Origin of the sequence: Azospirillum sp. B506, assembly GCF_000333595.1 — a bacterium.
Classification (GTDB): Bacteria; Pseudomonadota; Alphaproteobacteria; order Azospirillales; family Azospirillaceae; genus Azospirillum.
The window spans coordinates 1-13,443 of the sequence record NZ_BADK01000611.1 but is presented as its reverse complement, the minus strand read 5'-3'; the positions used below and the strand labels follow the sequence as shown (position 1 = coordinate 13,443).

Below are 13,443 nucleotides of genomic sequence, written 5' to 3'. Positions count from 1 at the left end.
TGATGATGACCACCTGGCTGCGGCCGTTGAACACGGCGGCGCTGACTTGGTCGACAGCTGCTGCACGAAATCGAGGTGAAAGTCGGCGCCGGCCACGCCGCGGAACTTGCCCCCGATGACAACCGGCACCGACAGGGTCGCCAGATACACCTGCTTGCCCTGCACGATGTAGGGCAGGGGGTCGAGCACGCTTTCGCGCCCGGTCTCCTGCGGGCCGATGTACCAGCCGCCTTTCATGACGCCGTTGGGATGGCGGTCTCGGCTGTCATATTCGACCAGCGGCTGCAGGGCGATGCGGCCGTTCTGGTCGCGGTTCCAATAGGGGATGAAGCGGCCGGTGGCGTCGGTGCCGGTTTCGCGGCGGTTGCGGAACTCCTCGTCGCTGCCGTCGAGCGCATTGGGCTCCCAGGCCGAATAGGTGCCGTTGAACAGCGGGTTCTGTTTCAGGACCGACAGCAGCACGCCGTTGAACGCCTCACGCCGCCTTTCAGCAGGCACATTGCCGGGTGCACCGTCGTCGGCAAGGCTGGAGAAGCTGTTCGCCATCGTCCGCGCCGCGTTCAACGCGGTGTCGAATTCCGACCGCAGCAAGCCGGCCTGGGTCGCCGCGAGATTCTGCAGGGACTCCGTCGTCTTGCCTTCGAGGATGCGTTCGACATTCCCGGTGACGAGCTCGTTGCTGGAGCGCGTCGACAGGACGGCGAAGCCGACGAGCACGGCGACGGTGCCCGCCAGGCACAAGCCCGACAACATGGCGATTTTCGATTGGATGGATTTTGTTGTCATGAAGGAGTCCCCCCAGCTTTGTGCTGTGCGATTGGGAAGACTGTCGAACTCTAAAATTAACGAGTGTTTAACGACAAATTAGGGTCGCATACCGCGATATGGTCCTTAAGTGTTAGAAGAGTTGTATATTGAGGGATGATTTGAAAGTGGGATGTCGATTATTTGCAAAAACAGCAATATCAATTTTATTTCGCTTGTCTGTTATTATATGTCGGGATAAGGGCTGTCGGCGAAACGTGATGAACCGTGCATCCAAGGGGCTTTGCCTGAATACTGTAGTATTCACAGGCGTTTGCGGTCAGCCTTTGCGTGCCCGTGGATGGGCGTTGCGATACACGTTCATCAATTGCTCATTCTCCACATCCGTATAACGCTGGGTTGTGGAGAGGGAAGCGTGGCCGAGCAGATCCTGGATGGCGCGCAGGTCGCCGCCGTCCGCCAAAAGATGGGTCGCGAAACTATGTCGCAGGGCGTGCGGGGTGGCGCTGTCCGGCATTCCCATCAGGGCGCGCAGCTTCTGCATCTGGTGCTGGGCGACGCTGGCGTTCAGCCGGCCGCCGCGGGTGCCGACGAACAGCGGACCGTCGGGTGCCAGCGCGAAGGGGCAACTGTCGATATAGGCGCGCACCGCCTCCGTCACCGCCGGCAGGACGGGGATCATGCGGTCCTTGCGGCCCTTGCCGGTGACGCGCAGCGTGTCGCCCAGTGGGGCGTCCTTGGTGGCAAGACCCAGCGCCTCGGAGATGCGCAGGCCGCAACCGTAGAGCAGGGTGAACAGGGCACGGTCGCGCTTGCCGATCCAGGGCTCCTCGCGGTCGCGCTCGGCCTCCTCCAGCAGACGGTCGGCGTCGATCTCGGTCAGCGGGCGCGGGGCCGGGCGCTTGACCTTCGGCGTGGCCAACGTGGCGACGGCGGGGTTGTGCAGGCGGCCGCTGCGGTCCAGCCAACGGAACAGGTTGCGCACCGCCGCCAGCTTGCGCGCCCGGCTGGCCCCGACCAGACCGTCCATCGCCTGCCGGGACATCCAGGCGCGGAAATCCGCCGCCTTCAGGTCGCCCAAGTCGTTCAGCGAGGGCGGCGAGCCGCCGCGGAATTCGGTGAGGAAGCGCAGGAATTCGCCGACGTCGGCGGTGTAGGCCGACAGGGTGTGGCGGGAGACCGCTTTCTCGCTCTCCAGCCATTGCCGCCAATGGGCCAGCGCGTCCTGGACGTCGGGCTTGGCGGAAAAACCCAGAACCGGTTCGGTCACGCCGGCAGTTCCAGCCAGCCGCGGATCACCCGCTCGATGACGCGGGCGAGGAAGCCGACCAGCTCGGTGCCCTGGCCATTGTGGAAGGTGTCGGGTTCGCGGCTGCCGAAGGCGAGCAGCCCGTCGGGGGTCTCGCTGGAAACCTGGATGCGGATCAGTGCCTCCGACCGGACGAGGCCGGCGCCGGGGCCGTAGATCTCGGGATCGCCCTGGATGTCGGTGTTCAGCACCACGTCGGCGCGTCCCAGCCGGTCGGCGATGGCGCCCGGCTCCACCACCCGCACGCCGGATCGGTGGACATGGGGGATGTCGGTGCCATTCGATTCGATGACCAGACAGGCGACGTCGAGGTCGAGCAGGACTGCGAGGTCGGTGGTGATGGTCTGGATCAGCTGCTCGAAGCTCTGGGCGTCGAGCAGGAACAGGACCGCGGCATGGATGCGGTTCTGGCTGTTCAGGTTGGCCCGGCTGGTGCCGATCAGCTCGCGCTGCTGGTCCTTGAGGGTGCGGACCTCGGCGCGCAGCCGGTCGACCATGAAGGCCTGGAGGTCCACCACCCCGCGCCCGCGGTCGAGCGACGGCGGGGTGAGGTGGTGGACCAGATCGGCATTCTGGGCCAGGAAGTCCGGGTGGGTCCGCAGGTAGGCGCGAACATCCTCCGAAGAGAGCGTCGACGCCTGTCGCGCGGGGTGGCCCGGTTCGCGGCCCCTGTCGGCCATGATCGCTCCGGCCCGCCTTACAGGATCGACTGGCCGGTCTTCTTCCAGTCCTCGACGAACTGGGCGAGACCCTTGTCGGTCAGCGGGTGGTTGAACAGCTGCTTCAGCACCGAGGCCGGCGCGGTCACGACATGGGCGCCCAGGCGGGCGGCCTTGACGATGTGCATCGGGTTGCGGATCGAGGCGACCAGCACCTCGGTCTTGAAGGCGTCGTAATTGTTATAGATCTCGCAGATGTCCTTGATGATGCCCATGCCGTCCTGGCCGATGTCGTCCAGCCGGCCGACGAAGGGCGAGACGAAGCTGGCGCCGGCCTTGGCCGCCAGGATCGCCTGGGCGGGGGAGAAGCACAGCGTGACGTTGACCATCGTCCCTTCGGACGAGATGATCTTGCAGACCTTCAGGCCGGCCGGGGTCAGCGGCACCTTCACCGCGACGCGGTGCGAGATCCTGGCGATCTTGTGGGCCTCGGCAAGCATGGTCTCGAAGTCGGTGGACGCCACCTCGGCGCTGACCGGACCGTTGACGACGTCGCAAATCTCGGCCACGAGGTCGAGGAACTTGCGGCCGGACTTGGCGATCAGGGAGGGGTTGGTGGTAACACCGTCCAGCAGACCGGTATCGGCCAGATCGCGGATCTCGGCGATGTCGGCGGTGTCGACGAAGAACTTCATGACGAAGGGTCCATGCTTGCTGATGTTGACCGGAACCGGCCGCGCCGGAAAGCTGACCGACGCGCCGTCCCGCCCGGTGCCCGGGACATGAGGCCACTCTAGCCGATGCGTTCGACTTCCGCCAGTTCCGCCCCGGGCTTTCAGGGGGATCTTCTTGGGGATGTGCCCGAAACGGGGCAGCCCGACGGGGATTCCACGCCCAATTCCGCCGATCTGCCGGTGACGCCGCCGCTTCACAGGGCCGGCCGCCGCGTCGCCGTGCTGCTGCCGCTGCCGCTGCGCGAGGCCTACGACTACCGCGTGCCCGACGGCCTGGAGCTGGTTCCCGGCGATTTCGTCGAGGTGCCGCTGGGTCCGCGCCGGATGATCGGCGTCGTCTGGGGTCCCGGTGCAGGGACCGTGGACTCCGGCCGGCTGAAGCCGGTGGTGCGCCGCTTCGACGTGCCGCCGATGACCGAGGTCGGGCGCCGCTTCGTCGAATGGGTCGCCGCCTACACCATGACGCCGCCGGGCTTCGTCCTGCGCATGGCGGTCAGCGTGCCGTCGGCGCTGGAGCCGCCCAAGCCGATGCTGGCCTATCTGCGCAAGCCGGATGCCGAGCCGCCGCCCGGATTCAAGATGACCGATCCGCGCAAGCGCATCCTGGCGCTGCTGGAGGATGGGCCTCCCCGCACGCCTGCGGAACTGGCGGAGGAGGCTGGCTGCGGCGTCACCGTGGTGCGCGGGCTGGCCGAGGCCGGGCTGCTGGAGCCGCTGATGCTGCAGCCGTCGCGGCTCGGCCGCCCCGACTGGCGCCGGCCCGGACCCACACTGTCCGACAACCAGCAGGCGGCGGCCGGCGATCTGCGCGAGCGGGTGGCGTCGGGACGCTATTCCACCGTGCTGCTCGACGGCGTCACCGGGTCGGGCAAGACCGAGGTCTATTACGAGGCGATCTCGGCGGCGCTGGAGCAGGGCCGCCAAGCTCTGGTTCTGCTGCCGGAGATCGCGCTGTCGGCCCAATGGCTCGACCGCTTCGCCCGGCGTTTCGGCGCGCCGCCGGCGGAATGGCATTCCGAACTGACCGGGGCGCAGCGCCGCGACACCTGGCGCGCGGTGTCGAAGGGCGAGGTGCCGGTGGTGGTGGGGGCGCGCTCGGCGCTGTTCCTGCCCTATCCCGACCTGGGCGTCATCGTCGTCGATGAGGAGCATGATTCCGCCTACAAGCAGGAGGAGGGGGCGATCTACCATGCCCGCGACATGGCGGTGGCGCGGGCGCATCTGGGTGGCTTGCCGATCGTGCTGGTCTCCGCCACGCCGTCGCTGGAGACCAAGGTCAACGCCGACAGCCACCGCTATGCCCGGATCGAGCTGCCGTCCCGCCATGGCGGCGCCGTGCTGCCCGATGTCGAGCTGGTCGATCTGCGGCGCGACCGTCCGCCCGCCCGGCACTGGCTGGCGCCCAGCCTGCGCAAGGCTCTGACCGACACGCTGGCCGGCGGCGAGCAGGCGATGCTGTTCCTCAACCGCCGCGGTTATGCCCCGCTGACCCTGTGCCGCGCCTGCGGCCACCGCATGCAATGCCCGAACTGCACGGCGTGGCTGGTCGAGCACCGGCTCGCCCGCAAGCTGCAATGCCACCATTGCGGTCTGCAGCAGCCTTTGCCCCATGCCTGTCCGGAGTGCGGCGAGGAGGGCACCATGGCCGCCTGCGGTCCCGGTGTGGAGCGCATCGCCGAGGAGGTGGCGGAACTGTTTCCCGACGCCCGCGCCGCCATCATGGCATCCGACACCCTGCACGGTCCGCGCGCCATCCAGGAGATGGTGGAGAGCATCGGCCGGCACGAGCTGGACATCATCATCGGCACCCAGGTGATGGCCAAGGGCCACCATTTCCCGATGCTGACGCTGGTCGGGGTGGTCGATGCCGATCTGGGGCTGAACGGCGGCGACCTGCGGGCGGCGGAGCGCACCTACCAGCTTCTCCATCAGGTGGCGGGCCGGGCGGGGCGCGGCGAGCGGCCGGGGCGGGTGATGCTGCAGACCTTCATGCCGGAACATCCGGTGATGCAGGCGCTGGCCGCCGGCGACCGCGACGGCTTCTATCAGCTGGAGGCGGAGATGCGGCTGGAGGCCGGCATGCCGCCTTTCGGCCGGCTGGCGGCGCTGATCGTGTCCGGGGAGGATCCGACGCTGGTGGAGCGTGTGGCGATGGCGCTGGGCCGTGCGGCGCCGCGCAGCGAGACCGTTCATGTGCTGGGGCCGGCCCCGGCGCCGCTCGCCCTGCTGCGTGGGCGGCACCGCCGCCGACTGCTGCTGAAGGCGCCGCGCAGCACCCAGGTGCAGCCGCTGATCGCGGAGTGGCTGGACAAGGTGGAGATCCCGCCGGCGATCCGCGTGCAGATCGATGTCGACCCTTACAGCTTCCTTTAGCCGCCGTTAGTGCAGGCGGACGAGACTGCGGCGAATTGACACCCTGCCGTCCCGGAGGCGGTCAGACATGCCACCTGTGACGATTGGTCCATTGCGCGACAGCGGGCGCGGTATTACCACGGCCGGGATGGTTCCAAATCGAAACATCCCTCCCGGGTGCGGCTCCGCGGAGCCAAACATCCATAGGCACAGGTTCAGGCTGATGGTCGGCATGATCTCCAAGCTTCGACTGCGCGTTCAGCGGCAAACGCTGCTGACCGTGCTGCCGGTCCTTCTTCTCCTGCTGGTCATCGCCTTCGCCGCCGGCGCCCCGGCGCGCACCCGTGGCAGCGACGCAGAGGCGCTGACGATGATCGACCGTGCCCAGCAGCTGCTGGAGCGGGTCGGTCCGGAGGCGGCGGCCGAAGCGTTTGCCGGCCATGATAGCGCTTTCACCGACCGCGACCTCTACCCGATGCTGCTGGACGACAAGGGCGTGATGGTCGCCCATGGCTGGACCGCGACGCTGAACGGCTCCAACCTGAGCGACCTGCGCGACGTCGACGGCAAGCCGTTCATCCGCCAGGCGCTGGACGGGGTGGCGCGCGACGGCCGCACCGACGTCACCTATCAATGGATCGATCCGCTGACCGGGCAGGTGGCGCGCAAGACGATCCACGCCCGCCGCCTGGTGCTGAACGGCAAGCCCTATATGCTGGCGGTCGGGGTCTATCGCTGAGAGGGGGCAGGGCGGCGGATCGGCCTGTCCGTCGCAGACGCCGGGCCGTCGAAGACGGCAAAGTGAAACCGGTGCGGCGGGATGCCGCACTTCTCTTTTTTACATGGTGAAATTCTTCCGCCGGTCCATCCGGGGGCCGGCGGGAGCGGACAGGGTCAGCGGCTCCGGGGCCGGCGCGGGCGCCAGATCGACAGGCAATCCGCGGCGCTGTCGCCGGCACCGATGCCGTACCAGCCCGACCGGTCCTGAAAGGACAGGCTGTAGCGACCCTTGGCATCGCGTTCGAAGCGGAAAACGGGGCGGTCCACCTCGGGCAGCAGCACCAGCAGCCGGTCATGGTCGCGCCCCGACTCGCGCAGCACACCGCCCCAATGGCCGTCGCGAATCTTCGGTTCGGCCACCGCGGCGAAGGCATCCAGGTCGTCCGGTGTGAAGCGGGCCCGGCAGAACTGGATGACGTTCGCCGCGTGCTCTTCCGTCGGCAGGCCGCTGCCGGCAGCGGTGTTCGCGTCGGCGGGCGCGGCGGTGTCGGTCGTCGGCAGGATGGTCATTGCGGAAGGATCCCTGGTCGCTGGACCGGCGGCGGCGGGGCGAAATGACGGGAAACAAGGGGCGGACCGGCCACCAGCGCGGTTCCCGCCGACGGTGGATCAGATTGGTTAACCTTGAATTAAACCGTCAATAGGGCCACATCGAAGTCACAGCCGGTATGACCAGTCGAGTCACGCCCGAGTCCTTGGCGAACGCAGTTGCGACCAATGATTCCGCAGTTGCTCAAAACGCCGCAGCCAAATTGTCCAGACCCCGTTGCGTGGGCGCGATTCCTGTGATATTGGACCGCTCGCTTTCGCGGCCGGGGTGTTTGTGCCTCGGGTTGACACCCTATAAGGCCGCCGAATTCACCGTCTACCGAACTCAATTCGAGGGATCAGGTGGCATCCGAAGGAACAGGCGTATCCGAACTCGCCGCGCGTTACTCCACCGCGCTGTTCGAGCTTGCGGACGAAAACCAGGCGTTGGACACGGTCGCGAGCGACCTGACCACGCTGAAGCAGATCCTGGCCGAGAGCGCTGACCTCCGCCGCCTCGTCCGTAGCCCCGTCATCAGCCGCGCCGATCAGGGCAAGGCCATGGCCGCTGTCATGGACAGCGCCGGCCTGTCGGACCTGACCAAGCGCTTCATCGGGCTGGTGGCGGCCAACCGCCGCCTGTTCGCGGTCGACGGGATGATCGAAGGCTTCCTGGCCGAACTGGCCCGTCGCCGCGGCGAAGTCACGGCGCAGGTCACCTCGGCCCAGCCGCTGAGCGATGCCCAGCGCAATGCCGTCATCGACGCGCTCAAGGCGTCCATCGGTTCCAAGGTGTTGGTGAACACCTCCGTCGATCCGGAGCTGATCGGCGGCATGATCGTTAAGTTCGGCTCGCGCATGGTCGATACCTCGGTGCGAACGAAGCTGAACAAATTGCAACTCGCCATGAAGGCCTCAGGGGGATCAGTCTGATGGATATCCGCGCCGCAGAAATCTCTGCGATCCTCAAGCAGCAGATCGCGAATTTCGGGACCGAGGCGGATGTCGCCGAGGTTGGTCAGGTCCTGTCGGTGGGTGACGGCGTCGCCCGCGTGCATGGCCTGGACAACGTCCGCGCCGGCGAAATGGTCGAGTTCCCCGGTGGCCTGCAGGGCATGGCGCTGAACCTCGAGACCGACAATGTCGGTATCGTGATCTTCGGCGACGACCGCGGCATCAAGGAAGGCGATACCGTCAAGCGCACCGGCACCATCGTCGACGTCCCGGTCGGCCGTGGCCTGCTGGGCCGCGTGGTTGACGGCCTCGGCAACCCGATCGACGGCAAGGGTCCGCTGGTCGATGTCGAGCGCAAGCGTGTCGAGGTGAAGGCCCCCGGCATCATCCCGCGCAAGTCGGTGCATGAGCCGATGCAGACCGGCCTGAAGGCCGTCGACAGCCTGGTTCCGATCGGGCGCGGCCAGCGCGAGCTGATCATCGGTGACCGTCAGACCGGCAAGACCGCCGTCGTCATCGACACCTTCCTGAACCAGAAGCCGATCAACCAGGGCGACGACGAGAGCAAGAAGCTCTACTGCATCTACGTCGCCGTCGGCCAGAAGCGTTCCACCGTCGCCCAGATCGTCAAGACCCTGGAAGACGCCGGCGCCATGGAATACTCCATCGTCGTCGCCGCCACCGCGTCGGAGCCGGCTCCGCTGCAGTTCCTGGCGCCGTACACCGGCTGCACGATGGGCGAGTATTTCCGCGACAACGGCATGCACGCCCTGATCGTGTACGACGATCTGTCCAAGCAGGCCGTCGCCTACCGCCAGATGTCGCTGCTGCTCCGCCGTCCGCCGGGTCGCGAAGCCTATCCGGGCGACGTGTTCTACCTCCACAGCCGCCTGCTGGAGCGCGCCGCCAAGATGGGCGACGCCCATGGCAACGGCTCGCTGACTGCCCTGCCGGTCATCGAAACCCAGGCCGGCGACGTGTCCGCCTACATCCCGACCAACGTGATCTCGATCACCGACGGTCAGATCTTCCTGGAAACCGGCCTGTTCTATAAGGGCATCCGCCCCGCCATCAACGTCGGTCTGTCGGTGAGCCGCGTCGGCTCCGCCGCCCAGATCAAGGCGATGAAGCAGGTCGCCGGCACCATCAAGATGGAACTCGCGCAGTACCGCGAGATGGCCGCCTTCGCCCAGTTCGCCTCGGACCTCGACGCCTCGACCCAGCGCCTGCTGGCCCGTGGCGCCCGTCTGACCGAGCTGCTGAAGCAGGGCCAGTTCCAGCCGCTGCCCGTCGAAGAGCAGGTCGTGTCGATCTTCGCCGGCGTGAAGGGCTACCTGGACGCCATCAAGGTCGAGGACGTGAACCGCTTCGAGGCCAAGTTCCTGTCGGAAATCCGCGCCAAGGGCGCCGATATCCTGGCGGCGATCCGCACCGACAAGCAGATCACCTCGGCGACCGAAGAGAAGCTGAAGGCTTTCCTCGACGGCTTCGCCAAGGTCTTCGCCTGACCGACCGCGCGCGGGGGCGGGAAACCGCCCCCCACCGTCTGGCACAGACGGTCACGGAACGACCTCGAGCGGAATTGAAGGGCCGGCATGCCTAACCTCAAGGACCTAAAGAACCGGATCTCGAGCGTCCAGTCGACGCGCAAGATCACCTCGGCCATGAAGATGGTCGCGGCTTCCAAGCTGCGCCGCGCTCAGGAGCAGGCGGAAGCCAGCGGTCCCTACGCGGAGCGTATGGGCCGCATGCTGTCGTCGCTGGCCGCCAATGTGCAGGACAGCGGCAACGGGCCGAAGCTGATGACCGGGACGGGCGCCGACAAGGTGCATCTGCTGGTCGTCATCAGCTCCGACCGCGGTCTGTGCGGCGCCTTCAACGGCTCCATCGTCCGCGAGGCCAAGCGCCAGATCACCCGCCTGCAGGGCGAGGGCAAGACCGTCAAGCTGCTGACCGTCGGCCGCAAGGGCCGCGACCAGCTGCGCCGCGAGTTCGCTTCGCTGATCGTCGAGAGCTACGAGGATGTCGGCCGCCGCCGGCTCGGCTTCAGCGACGCCGACATGGTGGCGACGAAGGTGCTGGCGATGTTCGATGCCGGCGAGTTCGACGTCTGCTCGGTCATCTTCAACAAGTTCAAGTCGGCGATCTCCCAGATCGTCACGGTTCAGCAGCTCATTCCCTTCGCCGTCCCCGGCGAGGCGGCCGCGGCCACCGACGAGGTGAAGCCGCTCTATGAGTTCGAGCCGGACGAGGAGCAGATCCTCGCCGAACTGCTGCCGCGCAACCTGTCCATCCAGATCTACCGCGCCCTCCTGGAGAGCGCCGCGTCCGAGCAGGGCGCGCGGATGACCGCGATGGACAACGCGACGCGCAACGCCGGCGACATGATCAACAAGCTGACGATCACCTACAACCGGACGCGCCAGGCCTACATCACCAAGGAGCTGATCGAAATCATCTCCGGTGCCGAAGCCCTGTAACGGCCGCATCCGTCACGTAGGGCCCAGCCCATTTGCGCCGGCGACGGCAAACCGACACTTACCGAGTTCCTAGGGAGCTTTACTCCATGGCCACCACCAATTCTGTCGGCAAGATCACGCAGGTCACGGGCGCCGTCGTGGACGTGCAGTTCGACGGCGACCTGCCGGCGATCCTGAACGCGCTGCACACCCAGAACGACGGCAAGACCCTCGTCCTGGAAGTGGCGCAGCACCTGGGCGAGAGCACGGTCCGCACCATCGCCATGGACAGCACCGACGGTCTGGTGCGTGGCGCCGAGGTCTCGGACACCGGCGCGCCGATCGCCGTGCCGGTCGGCCCGGAGACGCTCGGCCGCATCATCAACGTCATCGGCGAGCCGATCGACGAGCGCGGCGCGGTCAACGCCGCCCGCTCGCTGCCGATCCACCGTCAGGCCCCGGACTTCGTCGACCAGTCGACGGACGCCGAAGTGCTGATCACCGGCATCAAGGTCATCGACCTGCTGGCCCCTTATGCCAAGGGCGGCAAGATCGGCCTGTTCGGCGGCGCCGGCGTCGGCAAGACCGTGACGATCATGGAGCTGATCAACAACGTCGCCAAGGCGCACGGCGGTGTGTCGGTGTTCGCCGGCGTGGGTGAGCGTACCCGCGAGGGCAACGACCTCTACCACGAGATGATCGAGTCGGGCGTCATCAAGCTCGACGGCCCGGGTTCCAAGGTGGCCCTGGTGTACGGCCAGATGAACGAGCCGCCGGGCGCCCGCGCCCGCGTCGCGCTGAGCGGCCTGACCCTCGCGGAGTACTTCCGCGACGAGGAAGGCCAGGACGTGCTGTTCTTCGTCGACAACATCTTCCGCTTCACCCAGGCCGGTTCGGAAGTGTCGGCTCTGCTGGGCCGCATCCCGTCGGCGGTGGGTTACCAGCCGACGCTGGGCACCGACATGGGCGCCCTGCAGGAGCGCATCACCTCGACCAAGAAGGGCTCGATCACCTCGGTGCAGGCCATTTACGTGCCCGCCGACGATCTGACCGACCCGGCCCCGGCGGCTCCTTGCCCACCTCGACGCCACACGGTGCTGTCGCGCTCGATCGCCGAAATGGCCATCTTCCCGGCCGTGGACCCGCTCGACTCGACCAGCCGCATCCTCGACCCGCGCGTCGTCGGTGAGGAGCACTATTCGGTCGCCCGTTCGGTCCAGAAGGTTCTGCAGACCTACAAGTCGCTGCAGGACATCATCGCCATCCTGGGCATGGACGAGCTGTCGGAAGAGGACAAGCTGGTCGTCGCCCGCGCCCGCAAGATCCAGCGCTTCCTGTCGCAGCCGTTCCACGTCGCCGAGGTGTTCACCGGCACCCCGGGCGTGCTGGTCCCGCTCGAGGAGACCATCAAGGGCTTCAAGGGCATCGTGAACGGCGACTACGATCACCTGCCGGAGGCCGCCTTCTACATGGTCGGCACCATCGACGAGGCGATCGCCAAGGCCAAGAAGCTGGCCGCCGCCTGATCCTCATCGGGGATCGCGGCCTTCCGACCAGGCTTGCTCGGCCTTGTGATGAGGCGTGAGGAAGCTGGGCGGAAATCGACATCAGCACACCCCCTCCCCCCGTCAGCGGGGGAGGGGGTTCCTATGAAGAGGCACCAGGAAACCCATGGCCGATAAAGTCGAATTCGAGCTGGTCTCGCCGGAAAAGCTGCTGAAGTCGCAGCCCGTGGACATGGTCGTGGTGCCGGGTTCGGAAGGCGATTTCGGCGTGCTCGCCGGTCATTCGCCGATGATCTCGACCGTGCGTCCGGGTGTCATCGACGTCTATGAGGGCGACCGCGTGGTCGACCGAGTCTTCGTCGCCGGCGGCTTCGCCGAGGTCACCGAGGCCCGCTGCACCGTTCTGGCCGAGGAAGCGGTGGCGCTGACCGAGCTGGACCGTGCCACGGTCGAGAAGCAGATCAAGGATCTGTCCGAGGATCTGGACGACAGCAAGTCGGACGCCGAGCGCGCCGCCGCCGAGTCCAGGCTGGCCGTCGCGCGCGCCAAGCTGGACGCGCTGACCCAGACCTCCGCTCACTGAGCGGAGACGGCCGTCGGCCCGCATGACAGGGCAAACGGCATACAACTCTTCGGTCGAACGGGCGGCTTGGTCATCCAAGCCGCCCGTTTGCGTTGCGAGTTGGTTGCATCGCGGCGAAGACAGATTACATTCGGAGGCCTGACCCATGAACCCCGCCGCACCCGACGGCAAAAGGCGGGGACATGGTGACGAACCCTTTCCCGGAACGAATCTTTCCCGATATGACCCGGCCGCCGACGGCGCGGCCCAAGATGAGGCGGTAGAGCGGATCATGGTGCGTGCGCATTGGCGGATCGACGAGCTTCCCTGGGACCGTTTCGATGCCGGCAAGGTCGATCCCGATCTGGTTCCCCTGATCAAGGCGGCGGCCCTGGTGGAGTTCAATGCCGACGACTACACCGCCTACCTGTGCAACGTTTTCAAGGACGATCCGGAGTTCCAGGAGGCCGCCCGTGGCTGGGCGATCGAGGAGGTCCAGCATGGCGAGGCGCTGGGCCGCTGGGCCGAACTGGTCGATCCCAGTTTCGACTTCCGGGCGGCGGTCGAGCGCTTCCGCGCCGGCTATCGTGTGCCGATCGACCTGGATGCCTCGGTCCGTGGCTCGCGCACCGGTGAGATGATCGCCCGCTGCATGGTCGAGACCGGCACAAGTTCCTACTATGCGGCCATCGGCGATTCGACCGACGAGCCGGTGCTGAAGGAGATCTGCCGCAACATCGCGGCCGATGAGTTGCGCCATTACAAGATCTTCTACACCTACGCGAAGAAATACCTCGACCGCGAGGGGCTGACCAAGTTCAACGGCTGAAAGGGCA

12 protein-coding genes and 1 pseudogene are annotated in these 13,443 nt (G+C 66.8%); 8 read left to right on the top strand and 5 right to left on the bottom strand.

The window, feature by feature from the left end; genetic code table 11:
• From I71_RS18185 to fsa, 4 genes are all read right to left on the bottom strand, one after another.
• The coding region (locus I71_RS18185; protein ID WP_244433906.1) for a cache domain-containing protein at positions 1 to 786 on the bottom strand (786 nt) is incomplete at its 3' end.
• Between the two features lie 298 nt (positions 787 to 1,084).
• A complete protein-coding gene (locus I71_RS18180) occupies positions 1,085 to 2,035 on the bottom strand; it encodes a tyrosine recombinase XerC (protein ID WP_049976184.1) in 951 nt (316 codons plus the stop codon).
• Positions 2,032 to 2,754, bottom strand: a complete 723-nt coding sequence (locus tag I71_RS18175; RefSeq protein WP_042696251.1) for a DUF484 family protein — start codon at positions 2,752 to 2,754, stop codon at positions 2,032 to 2,034. The genes I71_RS18180 and I71_RS18175 overlap by 4 nt, the downstream gene beginning before the upstream one ends.
• Before the next feature lie 17 nt (positions 2,755 to 2,771).
• Positions 2,772 to 3,428, bottom strand: coding sequence for a fructose-6-phosphate aldolase (gene fsa / locus I71_RS18170; RefSeq protein ID WP_042696250.1), 657 nt, complete (start codon positions 3,426 to 3,428; stop codon positions 2,772 to 2,774).
• Positions 3,429 to 3,533: 105 nt separating this feature from the next.
• Between fsa and I71_RS18165 the strand changes: the two genes are divergently transcribed.
• On the top strand, positions 3,534 to 5,840 hold the full coding sequence (locus tag I71_RS18165) for a primosomal protein N' (protein WP_375731205.1): 2,307 nt from the start codon (positions 3,534 to 3,536) through the stop codon (positions 5,838 to 5,840).
• A gap of 202 nt (positions 5,841 to 6,042) precedes the next feature.
• A complete protein-coding gene (locus I71_RS18160; RefSeq protein ID WP_042696249.1) occupies positions 6,043 to 6,558 on the top strand; it encodes a cache domain-containing protein in 516 nt (171 codons plus the stop codon).
• A gap of 155 nt (positions 6,559 to 6,713) precedes the next feature.
• On the opposite strand, the gene I71_RS18155 is transcribed toward I71_RS18160, so the two are convergent.
• Complete coding sequence (locus I71_RS18155; protein ID WP_042696248.1) at positions 6,714 to 7,109, bottom strand: hypothetical protein; 396 nt, start codon at positions 7,107 to 7,109, stop codon at positions 6,714 to 6,716.
• A 381-nt stretch (positions 7,110 to 7,490) separates the two neighbouring features.
• On the opposite strand from I71_RS18155, the gene I71_RS18150 reads away from it, so the two are divergent.
• The 6 genes and pseudogenes from I71_RS18150 to I71_RS18125 all read left to right on the top strand — a co-directional run.
• Complete coding sequence (locus I71_RS18150) at positions 7,491 to 8,060, top strand: F0F1 ATP synthase subunit delta (protein WP_042696247.1); 570 nt, start codon at positions 7,491 to 7,493, stop codon at positions 8,058 to 8,060.
• Positions 8,060 to 9,589, top strand: a complete 1,530-nt coding sequence (gene atpA / locus I71_RS18145; protein ID WP_042696246.1) for a F0F1 ATP synthase subunit alpha — start codon at positions 8,060 to 8,062, stop codon at positions 9,587 to 9,589. Before I71_RS18150 ends, atpA begins: the two co-directional genes overlap by 1 nt.
• Before the next feature lie 87 nt (positions 9,590 to 9,676).
• Positions 9,677 to 10,561: a F0F1 ATP synthase subunit gamma gene (locus tag I71_RS18140; RefSeq protein ID WP_042696245.1), complete on the top strand. Its 885-nt coding sequence runs from the start codon at positions 9,677 to 9,679 to the stop codon at positions 10,559 to 10,561.
• A gap of 86 nt (positions 10,562 to 10,647) precedes the next feature.
• The gene (gene atpD, locus I71_RS18135; protein WP_042696244.1) at positions 10,648 to 12,066 is read left to right on the top strand and encodes a F0F1 ATP synthase subunit beta; all 1,419 of its coding nucleotides are present in this window, start codon (positions 10,648 to 10,650) and stop codon (positions 12,064 to 12,066) included.
• Positions 12,067 to 12,211: 145 nt separating this feature from the next.
• A complete protein-coding gene (locus tag I71_RS18130; RefSeq protein WP_042696243.1) occupies positions 12,212 to 12,628 on the top strand; it encodes a F0F1 ATP synthase subunit epsilon in 417 nt (138 codons plus the stop codon).
• Positions 12,629 to 12,899: 271 nt separating this feature from the next.
• Positions 12,900 to 13,418 (top strand): annotated as a pseudogene (locus I71_RS18125) (acyl-ACP desaturase); the annotation flags it as partial.
• Between the last annotated feature and the right edge of the window lie 25 nt (positions 13,419 to 13,443).